The sequence below is a fragment of the Aquitalea sp. S1-19 genome (assembly GCF_024343515.1).
This window is the reverse complement of sequence record NZ_RJTZ01000017.1, coordinates 1-17,175: the sequence shown is the minus strand read 5'-3', so window position 1 is coordinate 17,175 and position 17,175 is coordinate 1. Positions and strand designations below refer to the sequence as shown.

Sequence of the window (17,175 nt, the reverse complement as noted above, 5' to 3'; positions counted from 1 at the left end):
CCGCGCCGCGAGACCGAGCGGCAGCTTTCCGATTCACTTCGACTGTTCTCGAAGGACAATATGAGCCATACCCCGCTGGAACCCGACCGCGCCCTTGTTGTGCTGTCCGGAGGACAAGACTCGACCACCTGTTTGTACTGGGCCCGGTCGCGCTTTGCCCATGTAGAGACCGTGACTTTCGATTACGGCCAGCGCCACCGTGTGGAGCTGGATGCCGCCCGCACCATCGCGGCCATGGCTGGCGTCCGCCATACCATCCTTCCGATTGATACCTTTGCAGCCATGGGCGGCAATGCGCTGACCGATGCGGCTATCGCTCCCGAAGACGGCGTGCGCAGCGACGGTGCGCTGCCCAACACTTTTGTGCCCGGGCGCAACCTGATCTTTCTGACCTTTGCCGCAGCCCATGCTTGGCAGTGCGGCATCGCCAATGTCGTGACCGGTGTGGCGCAAACCGACTACTCGGGCTATCCCGATTGCCGCGAGAGCACGCTCAAGGCGCTGGAGCTGGCGATCAATCTGGGCATGGATAGCCGCATCACCTTGTATGCGCCGCTGATGTTTATGAGCAAGGCACAAACCGTGCATCTGGCCGAAGAGGTCGGTGCGCTGGCTGCACTGGCTTACAGTCACACCTGTTATCAGGGCGCTGTGCCGCCCTGTGGCGAGTGTGCATCCTGCCTGTTGCGTGCCAAGGGCTTTGCCGAGGCCGGTGTGGCTGACCCGCTGGTTGTGCGCGTGGGAGGCTGCTGATGCACACTCTACATATTGCCAAGGCAGGCTTCGAGGCAGCCCGTAGCCTATCCGCCATTCCCCATGGCCACAGTTTTTCCGTAACAGCCAAGGCCGATCTGCCTTTGGCCGATTTGCGCGCGCGACTTGGCGCCATATGCGCTGGGCTGGACTACTGCGATCTGAATACCCGTTTTTCCTGTCCTGATGATTTGACCCTGATCCGTCATCTGGCTAGCGATCTGGCCGTGCCTGCCGCCTTGTCGCTGCGTAGCGCACCCGATCGCGGGGTGGAACTGGATGCCGAGGGTCAAGCGCGGGTTTGGCTGAAAACCGGTTTTGAAGCGGCGCACTGGCTGCCGCATGTGCCGGAAGGGCATCAGTGCGGGCGGCTGCATGGCCATGGTTTTGGCGTGCGCCTGCTGGCCGATGCTGGCCTGGCGGATTATGCGGCGCTGGAAAAAGCGTGGCAGCCGCTGCATGCCTTGTTGCAACACGGCACTTTGAACCGGATTGCTGGCCTGGAAAACCCGACCAGCGAAGTGCTTGCGTGCTGGCTGTTTGATGCGTTGTCGGCGCGCTTGCCGGCCATGGCGGCGGTGGAAGTGTTCGAGACTGCCACGGCCGGTAGCCGCTTTGATGATCAGGGCCTGCGCATCTGGAAGGAGCAGCGCTTCGAAGCGGCGGTGCCGTTTGATGATCAGGGCCGCTACACCGGACACAGCTATCTGGTGCGCCTGCATCTGGCTGGTGATATCGACCCGCAGCAGGGCTGGGTACGCGACTTCGGCGAGGTCAAGGCCCTATTCAAGCCGCTGTATGCCCGGCTGGACCACCATGCGCTGGATCAGTTGCCGGGCATTGATGCGACTGACTGCGCCGGCATCGCCCGCTATCTGGCGACGCATTTTGCGCTGCCGCAACTGGTGCGTATCGACCTGTTGGAAAACGAAACCGACGGCGCGCTGCTGTGGCTGGACGGGGAGCGTGCATGTACACGGTAAAAGAGATTTTCTATACGCTGCAGGGCGAGGGCGTACATGCCGGCCGTGCGGCGGTGTTCTGCCGCTTTAGTGGCTGCAACTTGTGGAGCGGGCGCGAGGTGGACCGCGCCAAGTCGATTTGCCGCTTCTGTGATACCGATTTTGTCGGAGTCGGGCCCGATGGCGGACGTTTCGCCTGTTCGGAGGTGCTGGCCGACCATATCTGCCGCCAGTGGCAAGGGCAGGGCGGTACGCCCTATGTGGTGTTTACCGGCGGCGAGCCGCTATTGCAACTGGACGAGGCGCTGATAGCAGCGCTGCACGAGCGTGGCTTTGAAGTCGGGGTGGAAACCAACGGCACGCTGGCTGCGCCGGCCGGCATCGACTGGCTGTGCGTCAGCCCCAAGGCGGGTGCCGACTGGGTGCAGCGCAGCGGCGATGAAATCAAGCTGGTGTATCCGCAAACCGGCTTGTTGCCGCACGATGTCGATACCACCGGCTTTGCCCACGCATGGCTGCAGCCTATGGATGACAGCGCCCGCGCCGGCAATACCGCCGCCGCCATTGACTACTGCATGCGTGCGCCGCATTGGCGTTTGTCGCTGCAGGGGCACAAGCTGGTCGGCATCCGCTAGCGGTCCCCGTACCCATTATTCCCCATTTCCTAATTTTCGCATCCGGAGCCATATCATGGACCTGCATACCGATCTGCAATCGCTGGGTAACAAGAAAACCGACTACCGTTACGACGAGCCGGATGCCAGCTTGCTGGAGCGCTTTCCCAACCCCTATGCCCAAAGCGCGATCAACCCCAATGGCGTGACCGGCAGTCTGAATATCACTTGTCCCGAGTTCACCAGCCTGTGCCCGGTCACCGGCCAGCCCGATTTCGCCACCATCGTCATCGACATGGTGCCGGGAGACTGGTGCGTCGAGTCCAAGTCGCTCAAGCTGTATCTGGGTTCGTTCCGCATGCATGGCGAGTTTCACGAGTCCTGCATCTGCCGCATCTGCAATGATCTCGTCAATCTGCTTAAGCCGCGCCATATCGTGGTCGAAGGGCGTTTTACTCCGCGCGGCGGCATTCCCCTGTGGCCCAAGGCCGAGTGGAAGAGTCCGGCTTAAGGCTTGAGCATGGCACTGGTGACGGTAAAGTCGTTGCCATAGCGGCGTACCAGTCTGGCCAGTAGCGGGGCAAGTGTCGGCCAGTTTTCGCTCAGGCAGGCCGGCAGGTCGGGGATGCTGTCTACACCCAGATAATCGGCCAGCGCGACCGGCTCGATATGGAAGTAGGCGGGGTAACCATCAAGGCGGGTATTGACCAGCAGCATCTGGCTACGGTCTATGCGGCAGGCAAGCAGGGTCAGCAAGGGCGGTTCTCCGGAAAAAGGGCTGCAGTCTGCCTGCGCCAGGCGGCGCAGGCAAGTGCTTCATAGCCAGCGTCGAACGCGCCGGCAATAGTCGTGGTAGGCGGCACCGAAATGCCGGCCTAGCGCGCGCTCTTCCGGCCGGATCTGGAAGCGGTTCATGTAGAGTACAAACACCGGTAGCAGGATAAGCGTCAGCGCATTGCCCAGATAAAACGCCCATGCGCCCAAAAGCAACAAGTCGCCCAGATACATGGGGTTGCGGCTCAGGCGGTAGATGCCGCTGCTGACCAGCGCCGATGCGCCATCGGGTTTACGCGGGTCTACGCTGGTGCGTGCCCGGATAAAGGCGGCGACACCGGCAAGCAGCAACAGGCTGCCGGACAAGGCTAGCGCCGCCACCGGATAAAAGCCGGCCTCTATCCCGCGCATATCGGGTGTGGCGCGGGACAATAGCCACATCAGTCCCGCCAAAAGCAAAAATAGCAGCGGTGGCGGGATTTTGAGCTCGAGTCTATCCATATCGCAGGCTCCCTGATGGTATGGGCAGATTATTTGCCCCAGACCAAAAAAACCGGGCACGCGGCCCGGTTGTTGTGTGTGCTTGTGCGTCAGCCTTACAGGCCTGGCATGGCAAAGCCTTCGATCTTGGCATTGCCGACCAGCTTGGCCAGGTATTCGTGCATCACTTTGCGGCCGGCCATTTCGTTCAGGTACTGCTGCAACTGCTCTTTCACTTCTTCAAAGCTGACCTTGCCGCCGGTTTGGCGCTCGTTCACCTGGATGATGTGGTGGCCGAACTGGGTTGCAACCAGTTCCGGTGCGATCTGGCCTGCTTCGGTGTTGAATACGACCTGCTCGAACTCGGGCACCATCTGGCCACGGCCGAACTGGCCGAGGCTGCCGCCTTGCTGGCCGGACGGGCAGCTGGAGTGTTCGCGTGCCAGATCGGCAAAGCGTTCAGGATGGGCGATGAGATCGGCCAGCACGCCTTCGGCTTTGGCACGGGTCAGGCTGTTGGCCAGCTCGTCGCCGGCCAGCGGGAACAGGATGTGGCTGGCAACAGCACTTTCGCCTTGCTGGAAACGCTCGGGGTAGGTGTTGTAGAACTCGAGGCAGGCCACTTCGTCGACCGGGCTGAACTGCAAGGTCTTGTCCAGCAGCGCGCCGATGGCTTCGCCATCATTGGCGGTGTCGATACCGTTTTCACGGGCTTCTTGCAGTAGCAGTTCGTGCAGAATCAGTTGCTGAACGGCCGCGTCGCGCGGGCTTGGCGTATCGGCGTGGTTTTCCTGCTCGGCTGCAATCATGGATTCGGTAATTTCAACGCCGTTTACGGTGATAGCCATCAGAGGCTCCTGTTCTTGTCTTGAGGGTGGGTGCAGCCATGGTGCTTGCTGCGGATTATTTTCGATAATGGGGTCGTTTGTGCAGATCTCAATACACGCGTCTTGCAAATCGTGTGCTTTCTTGCAGGCAGACAAAAAGCGCGCCGAGTGCGCGCTTTTTGTCTGCCTGCAAGCCAGGATCAGGCTTTTTTCAGGAAGCAGGTCTTGAGCATCAGGCCCTTGATCTTGTCGTTGCGGCATTCGACATGCTCATCGTCGTCTTCATCGACGCGAATATTCTTGAATACGGTGCCGCGCTTGATCACGGTGGAGGAACCCTTGACCTTGAGATCCTTGATAACCGATACGGTATCGCCGCTGGCAAGCAAAGTGCCGTTGCTGTCTCTTACGTCCATGATGTGATTTCCTTGATGGGGCCGGTTTTCAATCGGCCATTATAGTCTTTGGTGCGGTGTTCACCAAGGCGTTGCTATTAATGGTTATAACGCGCCACTTTGTCTGCCCGGATGACGCTTTGCCAGTGTAGACGCCAGCGCTGGCGTTTTGCCGGCGGGCGCGGTCGCCGCACTGGCGGATTGCCGGTATCATGCGGGTTTTCGCCCGTCAGGGCGGCGCAAGGATTTGAGGGATGGGTAGCATGAGTCAACAGCAGAACAATGCCAACGAGGTGTGGCGCAAGGTCAAGGCGCTGGAGCAGGTATTGAATACCCAGCTGTCGGAAGCGATCGCGACCGCCAAGCTTGGCAAGCCGGGCAAGATGTTGAGCGAAGTGCAGAAAACGGCGGGCGAGCGTAGTGCGCTGGCTTTGAGTTTTCCGATTTTGCAGCGCGAAAACCGCAAGGATGTCGAGGTGGCGTGGATCAATATCCAGATCAGCCTGTCCGGCAACGGCGTGCCGCAGCGCGTGGAAGGGGGGGCGGACGAGCCCTTTGGCGCGGTGCTGCATGTGGCGCACTGGGCATGCGAGTTCAGCTTTGATTACGACGCCTATATCGGCTTTCCGGCTGATGGCTGGCAGCCGTGGCGCAACCGGGAAGGGCGCTTGTTGAGCTGGGACGAGTCCGAGTCGCCGTTCGGTGATGAGTGGCTGTACTCGTTGCAACTGGATGCCGTCGATAACGAGGCGCGTCTGGCCGAGTGTGTGGTAGCGCCGGCCATCGCCCTGCTGCAGGGCAAGGCGCTGGATGAGGCTTTGCCGGCTACTTTGCCCGGTTTGTTGCGTTATCAGGATATTGACCTGGTTGACGGCGCACGCGACTTGCGTATCGCGCACGCGTGATGCAGCACTACCTGCTGCTGGAAACCGAGGTCGAGTTTTCGGCCATGCGTGCGCAAGGCGCAGGTGGACAGAATGTCAACAAGGTTTCCAGTGCGGTGCAGCTGCGTTTTGATGTAATGGCTTCCAGTCTGCCCGAAGACATCAAGCTGCGCCTGCTGGCGCGGGCCGATTCGCGCTTGAGCCGCGAGGGCGTATTGGTGATCAAGGCGCAGCAGCATCGCAGTCAGCCACTGAACCGCGCCGATGCGCTGGCGCGCTTGCAGGCGCTGATCGATGAAGCGGCCCATGTGCCCAAGCTGCGTCATGCGACGCGGCCGACGCTGGGTTCGCGCAAGCGGCGCCTGAAGGGCAAGGCCAAGCGCGGTGCCGTCAAGGCGCTGCGCGGCAAGGTCGCCGGCGAGTAAGTTCTGTTGTGCCCTGAGTTGCGCTTGCTGTGTGCTGTTTTTTCTCGTGATAGCGGTGTCTGCCTGGCTTGCGGCGCTTGTCTTTTCTCAGAGTTTTTCCATGAATCCTCCTATTGGTCTGTCCGGTAGCGGCGTAGCCCTTTCGGTGCTGGCCTCGCTGCTGTTTGCCGTGTTGTCCGGCTATACCACCTTGCTGTCACCCTTGTCCGGCGAGGCCGTTTTTGCCTGGCGCATCATCTGGACTTTGCCGGGCGTCTTTCTGCTGCTGGTTTTGCGCCGGCAATGGCCGGCGTTTTGCCACTTGCTGCAGCGCTTGCGCAGCGAGCCGCGCCTGCTGCTGGCCATGCCCTTGCTGGCCGGCTTGTTTGGCGTGCAGCAGTGGCTGTTTATGTGGGCACCTATCAATGGCGAGGCCATGTCAGTGGCGATGGGCTATTTCTTGCTACCCCTGACCATGGTGTTGTTCGGGCGCTGGCTGTATGGCGAGCATCTGTACCGCATGCAGTGGCTGGCGGTGGGTTTTGCCTTGCTCGGGGTGCTGCATGAATTGTGGCTGACCCGTGCCATTGCCTGGCCCACCGTGCTGGTCGCGCTGGGTTATCCGCCTTATTTCGTGTTGCGGCGCTGGGCACGGCTGGAGGCGCTGACCGGTTTTGCGCTGGAGATGGCGTTCTTGTTTCCGGTCGCTATCCTGATGTTGTGCTATCTGGGTCCGGCAAGTTACGGTGTGCTGGACGAGGCGCGCTTCTGGCTGCTCTTGCCGGGTCTGGGCTTGATCAGTACCGTTGCCTTGCTGTGCTATCTGGCATCCAGCCGCCTGTTGCCTCTGGGGATGATGGGCTTGCTGGGTTATGTGGAGCCGGTATTGCTGTTTTTGCTGGCTATCACGCTGTTGGGCGAGCCTTTGAGTGCCAATCGCCTGCTCACTTACGGGCCGATCTGGCTGGCCGTCATTTTGACGGGCTTGAATATTGCGATCCGTCAGTTCGGCCTGCGCCTGCCGTGGCGGGGGCGCAGATAAGCAAGACCATTTAGCGGGAGGGTGTATGCGCTTTGATGACAGGCTGGATGCCGCCCGGCAGTTGGCGCAGGCCTTGCTGGTTTACCGTGGCCAGCATCCGTTGATATTGGCCATTCCGCGTGGCGCGGTGCCGATGGGGCGCGAGCTGGCAGACTTGCTGCAAGGCGATCTGGATGTGGTGCTGGTGCGCAAGCTGCATGCGCCGGGAGATGCCGAGTTCGCCATCGGTGCGCTAAGTGAAACAGGGCAGGTGGTGTTGATGCCCTGGGCCGGGCAGGCGGGTGCCGATGCGCAGTGGATCGAGCAGCAGCGTGAGCTTGAGTCGGCCAAAATACGGGCGCGGCGCGCGCGTTATACGCCGCTGCGCCCATCTTTGCCGGTTGCTGGGTGCATCGTGATTGTGGTGGACGATGGCTTGGCGACCGGTGCCACCATGCTGGCAGCACTGGATGCGCTGCGCTTGCAAGGTCCGGCACGGCTGGTGTGCGCCGTGCCGGTGGCGTCGCCGGATGCTTGTGCGCGGGTACGTGCGCATTGCGACGAACTGGTGTGTTTGAGTGCGCCCGCCCAGTTCGCCTCGGTCGGGCAGTTTTACCGCGACTTCACCCAGGTGGAAGACACCGAGGTCGAGCGCGTACTGGCTGCGTCTTAGCGCCCCTTTACCAGATTCATGATTTCAGCTGCATCCAGCGTGCCGGCGCGCTGGCGAATTTGCGGCAGGTACTGGCTTTGCATCTCTTTGGCCGGGCCTAACATGCCCTGAAAACTCTGCTGCAGTAGCGCCGTGCTCATCTGGCGGCCGCCAGCGTAATAGCGCTTGGCGATCTGGCCTAGTGCATAGGTGCTGGCAAAAGAAAATGCCATGCCGGTGCCTGCGCCGCCCAGCGTTGTCCCCCATTTCCCTGCCGCTTTGCCAAATAGCCCGCCTATCAGCTTGCGCCCGAATTGTTCCAGATATTGCGACGTCAGTCCGATACCGATCGTGGATAAAAATTCGCGGATATGGCCCTGATCCAGCTCATAGCCATAGCGTTTGCCTATGCCGTACACCATCTTGATCTGCAGCGGAATAATGGCGACCGAGGCCCAGGATTGCGGCAGCAATTCCAGTGCGCCATTCAGAATGGCGTAGTTGAGGATGGAGCGGTCAAGCTCGGCTTCGTCTTGCGCATTGCTGCTGGCAATTGGTGCGGCTTGCTGTTTTGCAGCGGCAGCGGCTGGCGGTGCCGCATACTGGCCGGCATCGGCAATGGCATCGGCCTCCTGCTGGAAGGCTAGGCTGTCTGCATCCGCCAACTGCAGGCGGGCTTTCAAGTCCGCCAGAAAGGCGCGTTCGGCCTCGCTGGTACGCCCGTCGGCATCGCAAACGCACACCGCCATCTCGAAGGCAAATTGGCGCGCAGCCTGATCGTCCAGGTTTGAGCAGGCATCCGCGAGCGTGATCCGCTTGAATAACACGTCCTGATACAAGCGGGTGAGGTCCATGCCCGAGCCTTGCCCCATGGATTCGGCTAGCGCGCGTATATGTTCGCGCTCGCGTTCGTCGTTATTGCCGTCGGCAAAGGCGGCGAGCAGGGCGATGCTCAGGATGGCTTGTTGTTGTGCGCTGTTCATGGAATGTTCGGCCTGATAAGTTGATATCGCTTTGGCAAGTGAATACGGCAGCAGTTCCCGATTGGCTTAATTGTTTAGCCTTGTGTGCGGCCATGCCAAGCCCAGAAGTCTTTGACCCGGTGCTGCATAAAGTCTTGTGCGGCGCTTAAGTCGGCGCTGTCTGTCTCGTCGGTGATGCGGTATACATCGGGGGTTTGATTGCCGTTTTCGACCTCCAGCGTAATGCCGGACATTTCGGCCTGTTCGGCCAGATAGCTCAGGTAGTCATTGATGGCCTGAACAAATTCGTCGCCGCGTGCCTGTCCGTCCAGCAGGGATTTAACGAAATTGTGGCCGTTGATGATGATTTTGCTCATGGCTTGCTCCTGGAGTGGCGTGCGTTTTTGCTGTGCCGGATGTCCTGATGCTAGCAGCCGGGTTTTGTGTTGTGCTGACGGATTCCGATATGGGAAAGGGTGCATCAGGGCTTGACCTGCCGGCTTGAATCTGCCTGCTTGATGTGCTGTGCAAATTTTAATCGCCACTTGCGGGTGCATTGATTTATATGGATTTTCTTCTGGCTTTGCCCCGCTATACGGCTGCTTTTCCACAGAATCTGTGGAAAATTCCGCAGTGTGTTTAGGCCGGTTCGTCGGCCTGTGCACCGAATTGCAGGGCAGCCAGCCGCGCATACAGGGGCGAACTTTGCAGCAAGGTGCGATGCGTGCCTTCGGCGATGATGCGCCCCTGATCCATGACCAGAATTCGGTCGGCCTGGCGCACGGTGGCCAGACGATGGGCGATGACCAGCGTGGTGCGTTTGGCGGCAGCGCGTTCCAGCGCTTGCTGCACCAGTTGTTCGGACTCGGCATCCAGTGCGCTGGTGGCTTCATCTAAAAGCAGGATGGGCGGGTTTTTCAGAATGGCGCGGGCGATGGCGATGCGCTGGCGCTGGCCGCCGGACAGGCGCACGCCGCGTTCGCCCAGATGGCTGGCGTAACCTTGCGGCAGACGCTGGATAAACTCGTCTGCTGCCGCTTCGCGTGCGGCAGCAAAGACTTCCTGATCGCTGGCTTCGGGTTTGCCGTAGCGTATATTTTCCAGTGCGCTCGCGGCAAAAATAACCGTGTCCTGTAAGACCACGCCCAGATGCTGGCGCAAGTCATTCAGGGCCAGAGTGCGCAAGTTGACGCCTTGCAGCTTGATCTGGCCTTGATCCGGGTCGTAAAAGCGTAGCAGTAGCTGGAACAGGGTGGTTTTGCCCGCGCCGGAGGGGCCGACCAGCGCGACGCGCTCGCCCGGGTGGATGTGCAGGTTTAGCTGGTGTAGTGCCGGCGTGTCCGGGCGGGACGGATAGGCGAAACTGACGTTTTCCAGCCGGATGCCGTCGCCTGTTGCCGCGAGCGCGTGCGGCCGCTCGGGCGTCTGCACCGGGCTGTCCAGTGCCAGCAGCTCCATCAGCCTTTCGGTGGCACCGGCCGCGCGCTGGATGTCGCCCCACACTTCGGCGATGGCACCGATGGCACCGGCGGTGACCACCGCATAGAGGACGAACTGCCCCAGTTCGCCCGGTGTCAGACTGCCGTCTATCACCGCATGTGCGCCCAGCCACAGTACAAACACAATGGCGCCGAAAATCAGCAGGATGACGACGGCAGTGAGTAGCGAGCGCGCGCGTATGCGGGCGAGTGCACTGTCGAATGCATGTTCTACCGCACCATCAAAGCGTTGCGCCTCGCGCGCTTGCTGATTGAAAGCCTGTACGGTCGGGATGGCATTGAGGATTTCGCCGGCCATGGCGCTGGCGTCTGCGATGCGGTCCTGGCTTGCGCGCGAGAGCTGGCGCACGCGCCGGCCGAACAGCATGATGGGCAGGATGACGAATACCAGTGTGGCCAGGATGTAGCCGGTGAGGCTGCTGCTGGTAATAAACAGCATGATGAGGCCGCCGGCCATCAATAGCAGGTTGCGTAAGCCCATGGACAGGCTGGTGCCGATGACGGTTTGCACCAGTGAGGTGTCGGTGGTCAGGCGTGACAGTACTTCGCCGGTCTGTGTGGTCTCGAAGTAAGCCGGGCTCATCCGGACTACATGGCGATAGATGGCGCTGCGCAAATCGCTGGTGACGCGCTCGCCCAGCCAGGAAACCAGATAAAAGCGTGCGGCCGTAGCGGTGGCAAGGACGGCGGAAACCGCGAACAGGGCGATAAAAACCGAGTTGATATGCCCTGCGCTCGCCGCGCTAAAGCCGCGGTCTATCATGTAGCGAAAAGCGACAGGCAATGCCAGTGTCGCACTGGCTGCAACCGTGAGTGCCAGCAGGGCGAGTATGGCGCGCAGGCGATAAGGACGCAAAAAGGGCAGTAGCGCCAATAAGGGGCTGATGCGAACGAGAGTGGGTTTGGACGATTCTGGCATGGCGCTACTTTAACGGTGAACGCATGGGCGTGCTGTTAATTTGTAGCGAGGTGTTGTGAAACGGGTGGAGCTAAAGATGCCGTGGCGGCAGGGTGGAACTGGTGGGGGGAGAAGGATTCGAACCTTCGAAGGCTGAGCCGTCAGATTTACAGTCTGATCCCTTTGACCGCTCGGGAATCCCCCCACAAGAGGACGCGAATAATAAATGGGTTTATATCAAACGTCAAGCGAATGTCGGCGATTCATGCCGAAGTGCTGCACACTCAGCCCAGTGACGCGGGCAGGCGGCGAATATCGGCGACGCGGATGCGCTTGAGTTGTTCGACGGTAATCAGATGCAGCAGGATTTTGACCACTTTTTGCTGCTTGTTGCCGGTAATGGCGCGGTGCAGGCGGGCTTCCAGTTCTTTGGCGTCTTCGCGCTTGCTCACCGCTTCGGGCAGCAGCAGGCGGATGGCATCGTCGTCAATGGCGCGTGCGCCCATCGGGCTGGCCGCGGCATCGTTCGAGGCAAGGAAAATCATGTACTTGCCTTTTTGTGTCAGGGCAGCGCCCAGCAGTTTTACCGTTTGATCCATCGTGTTGGTCTTTCAAGTCAAATTTTGGAGCGCTAGGGTACACCGGCAGCGCCGTGCATGAAACCTTTAGTTTAGCGGGTGTTAAGGCAGGTTCCTGGCGACAGGAATCGGCAGTGCCTGCTAAAACGAAGCAGCTCCGCAGTTTTAGCATTCAGGCAAAAACCGGCAGGAGCGTGCAAGTTGGCACCCGTGCAGGAGGTGGCTGCCATGAAAAAGCTGGTGTGGATAGTATTTGTCAGCGCCTGGTACCATGCCGAAGCGGCACCGCGCTGGGTCTTACTGGGTGAGACTGCAAGCGGTAACCAGATTACCTTTGATCTGGAGACCTTCAGAAGTGGTGCCCTTCCCGAATTGTGGCTGCAGGTTGATCAGGCCAGCTGCCCGCCTAAAGGCCGGCGTCAGGATTGCCTGTTACAGCAGAAAATCAAGGTCAACTGCAATAGTCAGGAGTTTGCCGTTGTCCACACCCGGGTACGCAATCATCAGGGTAGCTTGCGCCATGATAGCGGCTTGGTGGGAGCCAAGTTTGAATCGGCCCCGCAAGGTTCGATTGCCGCATCGGTGGTGGCGCTGGCCTGTCACGTCGAGGGCTTAGCCGGCTAAGTCTTCGCTTTTAGTCAGGCTTACGCGAAGCGGCGTGCCGCATCCAGTGCCAAACCGCTGCCTATGCTGCCGTGCAGATCGCCTTCCACGGCTTTGGCCTGCGGCAAAAGGGCGGCGATACGCTGTCTGAGCAGGGGTACACCACTGGCGCCACCCGTGAAAAAGACAGTGTCTACCGCATCTGGTGCGACCTGTGCTTGTGAGAGCACCTGCTTGACGGTGTGTTCTATGCTGTCGATCTGGCGGGTAATCGACTCGTCGAACTGGGCGCGGCTCAAACTCAGGTTCAGGCCTTTCTCTATTTCATCCAGCTGCAAAAGCGTCTGCTCCTGGCTGGAGAGTGCAATCTTGGCGTCCTCCACCTGCATGGCCAGCCAGTGACCGGCGCGTTTGGCAATCAGGGTAAACAGTCGGTCAAGCTTGTCCTGCTCCAGCGCTTCGGAGTACACGCTTTGCAAGGAAGACAGCGCCTTGCGTGTATAGGCAAAGTTGATAGTGTGCCAGGTCGACAGATTGAAGTAGGCGCTGGATGGCATCTCGGCCTGGCTTTTGAGCTTGCTGCGCAGGCCCAGCAGCGGCATGGCCGTGGCCAGACTCAGCTGTTTGTCGAAATCGGTGCCGCCGATATGGACGCCGCAATTGGCCAGAATGTCATCTTGACGATCCAGCTTTAAGGCGGATTGTGGAGACAAGCGGATCAGGGTGAAGTCGGAGGTGCCGCCACCGATGTCCACGACCAGTACCAGTTCTTCACGACTGATGCGGCTCTCGTAGTCGAAAGCGGCCGCAATCGGCTCGAACTGGAACTCGATATCGCTAAACCCGGCCTGGCGTGCAATCTGCGCCAGCGTGTCTTGTGCCAGTGCATCGGCGCGTGCATCGTCGTCGACAAAATACACCGGCCGGCCAAACACAGCCTGGTGCAAAGGGCGGCCGGCGGAGCATTCGGCACGCTGCTTGAGCTGGTCGATATACATCTGCAGCAAATCCATAAAGCGCAGCGTACGTCCATGTACCTCGGTCTGGCCATCCATCAAGCTGGTGCCAAGCAGGCTCTTGAGCGAGCGCATCAGCCGGCCCTCGTAGCCTTCCAGATATTCGGCAATGCCGGCGCGCCCGACCGCGACCGATTCTTCTTCGGTATTGAAAAACACCACTGAAGGGAGGGTGGTCTTGCCGTCTTCCAGTGCCAGCAAGGCGGGGATGCCGGGGCGGTGCCAGCCGACGGTCGAGTTGGACGTGCCAAAATCCACGCCACAAGCATTGGTCATCATGTATATCGGTGCAAAATTTCGAGGCGCGCGAGTATAGCCCAATTCAGCGTCAAGGTCTGGCAGCGGCAAACCATTTGCACAGCTGCTATACCTTAAGACATGCATTTTTATGCGATTAAACGCAAAAGATTGCATCTGGACTTGCTGTGCGGATCTTTTGATGCACATGGCGCGTGAAGATTTTTACGAAGAGAGGTAAGCGATGTCAGTAGCCAAGGGACAGGGCGAGCGCGCACGAGTGGCGCCAATTTCCACACCAACCGATCTGGGCAGTGACGCGACGCGTGATATCAGCGCAGCGATGAACCTGATTCTGGCTGATGTTTTTGCTTTGTATCTGAAAACCAAGAATTTTCACTGGCATGTCAGCGGGCCGCATTTTCGCGACTATCACCTGATGCTGGATGAACAGGGCGACGAGCTATACGGCATGACCGATCCGATAGCCGAGCGTGTGCGCAAGGTCGGCGGTCGCACCATGACCTCTATCGGCCATATCGCCCGCACTCAGCGGGTGCTGGATAATGATGCCGATTATGTGCAGCCGCTGGATATGCTGGCCGAACTGTGCGACGACAGCAAAAGTCTGGCTGCCCGCTTGCGCGAGGCCCATAGCGTATGCGACAAATACAACGATACGGCAACGGCAAGCCTGATCGAAAACTGGATAGATGCCGCCGAGCGGCGCACCTGGTTCTTGTTTGAAGCCAGCCGCCGCGGTGACGGTACCGGCCACTAAGCAGTGTACGGGTTTGGCCAAAAGCGATAGCGGATTGATTCCGCTATCGCTTTTTTATTGTGTACTCAAGGCGGTGGAACCTTATCCAGCAACAGTAGTGCCGCGCGTTGCCAAGCACCGGCGTGCTCTTCTTTACCGTCTACGGTTTGCTCTGCCTGCCATGGTGCTTGTGTGCTGCCGCTCTTGCTTACGCTTAGTGTCAGGGTGTTGAGCGTGCGCTCTGCATAGCTTGTGTAAGGTTGTTGCGGCCAGTCCCAGCCTGCCATGCCGCCCCAGCCTCCGCCGTAGTGGCCATAGCCCACGCCGATGCCGCTCTGCCACTGCGTTTGCGGTGCCAGTACGGTGCGGGAGCTGGCGCGAAAGCAGAATAGCCACTGCCCGCCTTGCGCAATCGGCGTATAGCCGCGTAGCGACAGCAGCAATTCCAAGCGCGCCTTGGCATCAAAGCCCAGTTGCGCCGGTGCGGGGCAGGACAAAGAGGCGGTGGCAACCGGAGTCTGCGGCATGGTGTCGGCCCGCCCCCATAAGGGGATCAAACATGGCAACAGAGCAAGGTATTTCATGGCGGGGTTCTTTATTGGTTTGTGTGCCCTGCAAGCATAGTGCCGATCCGGCCGTATAATCGATCCGACTATGAGTAAACGGGCGCGTAATGAAAATACTGCATACCTCGGACTGGCATCTGGGCCAGCATTTTATCGGCAAGACACGTCAGGCTGAGCATCAGGCGTTTCTTGTCTGGTTGCTGGAGCAAGTCAAGCTTTGCGCTGTCGATGTCGTGCTGGTCGCTGGCGATGTGTTTGATACCGGCGCGCCCCCTAGCTATGCGCGCGAGCTGTACAACGAATTCGTTGTTGGCCTGCATGCCAGTGGCGCCACGCTGGTGGTGCTGGGTGGCAACCACGACTCGGTGGCTACACTGGGCGAGAGCAGATCGCTGTTGGCGCATCTGTCCACGCGGGTGGTGGCGGCTGTGGATATCGAGCGGCAGGTGCTGGTGTTAAACGGGCGTAATGGCCAGCCCGGCGCGGTTTTATGTGCCATTCCGTTTATCCGTGCGCGCGATGTATTGCAAAGTCTGCCCGGGCAAAGTGCAGCGGACAAGCAGTTGTCCTTGCAGCAGGCGATACAGCAGCATTATCAGGCCGTGTATGCGCTGGCCGTGGCGCAGCGCCAAGCGCTGGGGCTGGATCTGCCTGTTATCGCCAGCGGCCATCTGACTACGGTGGGTGCGAGCGCCAGCGAGTCGGTGCGTGAAATCTATGTGGGCGCGCTGGAGGCATTTCCGACCAGTGCTTTTCCGTCAGCCGATTATATTGCGCTAGGCCATATCCACCGCCCGCAAAAAGTGGGTGGTTTCGAGCATATCCGCTATTGCGGCTCCCCCATTGCCCTGAGTTTTGACGAGGCGCACCAGCAAAAAGAAGTGCTGCTGGTTGAGCTGGATGCCAAGGGCTTGCAGTCGGTGACGCCTTTGGCTGTGCCGTGTTTTCAAGCTTTGTGTGTCGTTGCGGGGTCGCTGGAGAGTTTGCCTCACCAGATTGCCGCTGCCGCAACAAAGGCTGCAGAAGGACAGACGGTGTGGCTGGAGGTCATGGTGCGTAGCGATGACTATCTGGCTGATTTGCATGGCCGTATCCAGAGCATGTGCGAAGGCTTGCCGGTCGAAGTGTTGCGTATCCGGCGCGAGCGTGGCCAGAGCGCTTTAGCCTTGCAGCAGCAAGCGCGGGAGACGCTGGACGAACTCAGCCCGTCCGAGGTGTTCGAGCGGCGTCTGGCGCAGGAAGACTTGCCGGATGCGCTCAAGGCCAGCTTGCAGGCGCGCGATGCGCTGCTTCTGGCCGAACTGGCAGGGGAAGACGCATGAAGATACTTACCTTGCGCCTGAAAAACCTTAATTCGCTGAAGGGGGAATGGAAGGTCGACTTTAACGCGCCCCCTTTCAAGGGTAGCAGCCTGTTTGCCATTACCGGCCCGACCGGCGCCGGCAAAACCACCTTGCTGGATGCGATCTGTCTGGCGCTGTATCACGAAACGCCGCGTCTTAAGACGCTGTCGGCCAGTGCCAACGAGCTGATGACGCGCCACACGGGCGATTGTCTGGCCGAGGTCGAGTTTGAAGTGCAGGGCGAGGGGTATCGGGCATTCTGGAGTCAGCGCCGCGCGCGCGACAAGGCCAGTGGCGCGCTGCAGGCGCCCAGGGTCGAGCTTGCACGCGCCGACGGCACGATCTTGTCTACCCAGGTGGGTGACAAACTCCGGCAGATCGTGGCTATCACCGGGCTGGATTTTGCCCGTTTTACCCGCTCCATGCTGCTGGCGCAGGGCGGTTTTGCCGCCTTTCTCAATGCCAGTGCCAACGAGCGTGCCGAACTGCTGGAAGAGCTGACCGGCAGCGAAATTTACGGACGCATTTCCGAGCGCGCATTTGCGCGCGCCCGCGATGCCAGGCTGGCTTTGGAGCAGTTAAAGCGCGATGCGGGTGCTGCCGACTTGCTGGATGAGAATGCGCGCAGTGTGCTGGAAGCCGAGGCCACGGCGCTGGCGCAGGAAGAAACGGCGCTAGCGGCGGAGGCGGCCAGGCTGGATGCACAGCGCCAATGGCGCTTGCGTGTGACTCAGGCCGAGGCGGAAGAAGCCAGCGCCTTGCAGGGCTTGGACGCGGCGGATATGCAGGCAAGGCTTGCCGCGCCGGCGCTTGAGCGCCTGAGCCTGGGCGAGCCGGCCGAGGCGCTACGCCCAACGTATATTGCTTTGACTCAGGCGCAAGCCTCCTGGCAGGCATTGGCCGGCATGCAGGCGCAACTGGGCGAGCAGCAGCTTGCGGCGCGTGAC

Annotated in this window: 22 protein-coding genes and 1 tRNA gene; 12 read left to right on the top strand and 11 right to left on the bottom strand. The window is 60.1% G+C overall.

What is annotated here, in order from left to right; translation table 11 throughout:
- Nucleotides 1-60 precede the first annotated feature (60 nt).
- The 4 genes from queC to queF are packed head-to-tail and all read left to right on the top strand — an operon-like array spanning nucleotide 61 to nucleotide 2,840.
- Complete coding sequence (gene queC, locus EGI20_RS04370; protein ID WP_498629952.1) at nucleotides 61-753, top strand: 7-cyano-7-deazaguanine synthase QueC; 693 nt, start codon at nucleotides 61-63, stop codon at nucleotides 751-753.
- Entirely contained in the window at nucleotides 753-1,736 is a 984-nt protein-coding gene (locus tag EGI20_RS04365) for a 6-pyruvoyl trahydropterin synthase family protein (protein ID WP_498629950.1), read from the top strand. The genes queC and EGI20_RS04365 overlap by 1 nt, the downstream gene beginning before the upstream one ends.
- A complete protein-coding gene (gene queE, locus EGI20_RS04360; protein WP_498629948.1) occupies nucleotides 1,724-2,350 on the top strand; it encodes a 7-carboxy-7-deazaguanine synthase in 627 nt (208 codons plus the stop codon). The genes EGI20_RS04365 and queE overlap by 13 nt, the downstream gene beginning before the upstream one ends.
- Nucleotides 2,351-2,405: 55 nt before the next feature.
- Nucleotides 2,406-2,840 (top strand): preQ(1) synthase, encoded by a 435-nt coding sequence (gene queF, locus EGI20_RS04355; protein ID WP_124735865.1) that lies wholly within the window; start codon nucleotides 2,406-2,408, stop codon nucleotides 2,838-2,840.
- On the opposite strand, the gene EGI20_RS04350 is transcribed toward queF, so the two are convergent.
- From EGI20_RS04350 to EGI20_RS04335, 4 genes are all read right to left on the bottom strand, one after another.
- Complete coding sequence (locus EGI20_RS04350) at nucleotides 2,837-3,085, bottom strand: hypothetical protein (protein ID WP_498629946.1); 249 nt, start codon at nucleotides 3,083-3,085, stop codon at nucleotides 2,837-2,839. The two genes, queF and EGI20_RS04350, sit on opposite strands and share 4 nt — an antisense overlap.
- A gap of 60 nt (nucleotides 3,086-3,145) precedes the next feature.
- Nucleotides 3,146-3,604: a methyltransferase family protein gene (locus EGI20_RS04345; RefSeq protein ID WP_498629944.1), complete on the bottom strand. Its 459-nt coding sequence runs from the start codon at nucleotides 3,602-3,604 to the stop codon at nucleotides 3,146-3,148.
- Between the two features lie 95 nt (nucleotides 3,605-3,699).
- The gene (locus EGI20_RS04340) at nucleotides 3,700-4,431 is read right to left on the bottom strand and encodes a peptidylprolyl isomerase (protein WP_498629942.1); all 732 of its coding nucleotides are present in this window, start codon (nucleotides 4,429-4,431) and stop codon (nucleotides 3,700-3,702) included.
- 179 nt (nucleotides 4,432-4,610) lie between these two features.
- Nucleotides 4,611-4,826 carry an alkylphosphonate utilization protein gene (locus EGI20_RS04335; RefSeq protein ID WP_160796273.1) on the bottom strand — a complete coding sequence of 72 codons (216 nt, stop codon included), beginning with the start codon at nucleotides 4,824-4,826 and terminating at the stop codon, nucleotides 4,611-4,613.
- 242 nt (nucleotides 4,827-5,068) lie between these two features.
- On the opposite strand from EGI20_RS04335, the gene EGI20_RS04330 reads away from it, so the two are divergent.
- The 4 genes from EGI20_RS04330 (at nucleotide 5,069) to EGI20_RS04315 (ending at nucleotide 7,787) form a co-directional block, all read left to right on the top strand.
- A complete protein-coding gene (locus EGI20_RS04330; protein WP_498629939.1) occupies nucleotides 5,069-5,710 on the top strand; it encodes a hypothetical protein in 642 nt (213 codons plus the stop codon).
- Entirely contained in the window at nucleotides 5,710-6,114 is a 405-nt protein-coding gene (arfB, locus tag EGI20_RS04325) for an alternative ribosome rescue aminoacyl-tRNA hydrolase ArfB (protein ID WP_498629937.1), read from the top strand. Before EGI20_RS04330 ends, arfB begins: the two co-directional genes overlap by 1 nt.
- Nucleotides 6,115-6,214: 100 nt before the next feature.
- Entirely contained in the window at nucleotides 6,215-7,135 is a 921-nt protein-coding gene (gene rarD, locus EGI20_RS04320) for an EamA family transporter RarD (protein ID WP_498629935.1), read from the top strand.
- Nucleotides 7,136-7,160: 25 nt separating this feature from the next.
- On the top strand, nucleotides 7,161-7,787 hold the full coding sequence (locus EGI20_RS04315) for a phosphoribosyltransferase (RefSeq protein WP_498629933.1): 627 nt from the start codon (nucleotides 7,161-7,163) through the stop codon (nucleotides 7,785-7,787).
- Here EGI20_RS04315 and EGI20_RS04310 read toward each other — a convergent pair.
- The 5 genes from EGI20_RS04310 to EGI20_RS04290 all read right to left on the bottom strand — a co-directional run bounded on the left by EGI20_RS04310 (nucleotide 7,784) and on the right by EGI20_RS04290 (nucleotide 11,724).
- Nucleotides 7,784-8,749 carry a YcjF family protein gene (locus EGI20_RS04310; protein ID WP_498629931.1) on the bottom strand — a complete coding sequence of 322 codons (966 nt, stop codon included), beginning with the start codon at nucleotides 8,747-8,749 and terminating at the stop codon, nucleotides 7,784-7,786. The two genes, EGI20_RS04315 and EGI20_RS04310, sit on opposite strands and share 4 nt — an antisense overlap.
- A gap of 74 nt (nucleotides 8,750-8,823) precedes the next feature.
- The gene (locus tag EGI20_RS04305; RefSeq protein ID WP_498629929.1) at nucleotides 8,824-9,105 is read right to left on the bottom strand and encodes a hypothetical protein; all 282 of its coding nucleotides are present in this window, start codon (nucleotides 9,103-9,105) and stop codon (nucleotides 8,824-8,826) included.
- Nucleotides 9,106-9,367: 262 nt separating this feature from the next.
- Nucleotides 9,368-11,146 carry an ABC transporter transmembrane domain-containing protein gene (locus EGI20_RS04300; RefSeq protein ID WP_498629928.1) on the bottom strand — a complete coding sequence of 593 codons (1,779 nt, stop codon included), beginning with the start codon at nucleotides 11,144-11,146 and terminating at the stop codon, nucleotides 9,368-9,370.
- A gap of 99 nt (nucleotides 11,147-11,245) precedes the next feature.
- A tRNA-Tyr gene (locus EGI20_RS04295) sits at nucleotides 11,246-11,330 on the bottom strand.
- A gap of 79 nt (nucleotides 11,331-11,409) precedes the next feature.
- A complete protein-coding gene (locus tag EGI20_RS04290) occupies nucleotides 11,410-11,724 on the bottom strand; it encodes a hypothetical protein (protein ID WP_160796287.1) in 315 nt (104 codons plus the stop codon).
- A 207-nt stretch (nucleotides 11,725-11,931) separates the two neighbouring features.
- Here EGI20_RS04290 and EGI20_RS04285 point away from each other — a divergent pair, with 207 nt between their 5' ends.
- Complete coding sequence (locus tag EGI20_RS04285) at nucleotides 11,932-12,327, top strand: hypothetical protein (protein ID WP_498629926.1); 396 nt, start codon at nucleotides 11,932-11,934, stop codon at nucleotides 12,325-12,327.
- A 20-nt stretch (nucleotides 12,328-12,347) separates the two neighbouring features.
- On the opposite strand, the gene EGI20_RS04280 is transcribed toward EGI20_RS04285, so the two are convergent.
- Entirely contained in the window at nucleotides 12,348-13,601 is a 1,254-nt protein-coding gene (locus EGI20_RS04280) for an Hsp70 family protein (RefSeq protein ID WP_498629924.1), read from the bottom strand.
- Nucleotides 13,602-13,803: 202 nt separating this feature from the next.
- Here EGI20_RS04280 and EGI20_RS04275 point away from each other — a divergent pair, with 202 nt between their 5' ends.
- Nucleotides 13,804-14,340 carry a Dps family protein gene (locus EGI20_RS04275; protein WP_498629922.1) on the top strand — a complete coding sequence of 179 codons (537 nt, stop codon included), beginning with the start codon at nucleotides 13,804-13,806 and terminating at the stop codon, nucleotides 14,338-14,340.
- A 65-nt stretch (nucleotides 14,341-14,405) separates the two neighbouring features.
- Here EGI20_RS04275 and EGI20_RS04270 read toward each other — a convergent pair whose 3' ends face one another.
- Nucleotides 14,406-14,903: a hypothetical protein gene (locus EGI20_RS04270; protein ID WP_498629920.1), complete on the bottom strand. Its 498-nt coding sequence runs from the start codon at nucleotides 14,901-14,903 to the stop codon at nucleotides 14,406-14,408.
- An 89-nt stretch (nucleotides 14,904-14,992) separates the two neighbouring features.
- On the opposite strand from EGI20_RS04270, the gene sbcD reads away from it, so the two are divergent.
- Both sbcD and EGI20_RS04260 read left to right on the top strand, forming a co-directional pair.
- On the top strand, nucleotides 14,993-16,207 hold the full coding sequence (sbcD, locus tag EGI20_RS04265) for an exonuclease subunit SbcD (RefSeq protein ID WP_498629918.1): 1,215 nt from the start codon (nucleotides 14,993-14,995) through the stop codon (nucleotides 16,205-16,207).
- Nucleotides 16,204-17,175, top strand: a 972-nt coding sequence (locus tag EGI20_RS04260) for an AAA family ATPase (RefSeq protein WP_498629916.1), incomplete at its 3' end; no start/stop codon positions are given. The genes sbcD and EGI20_RS04260, both read left to right, overlap by 4 nt.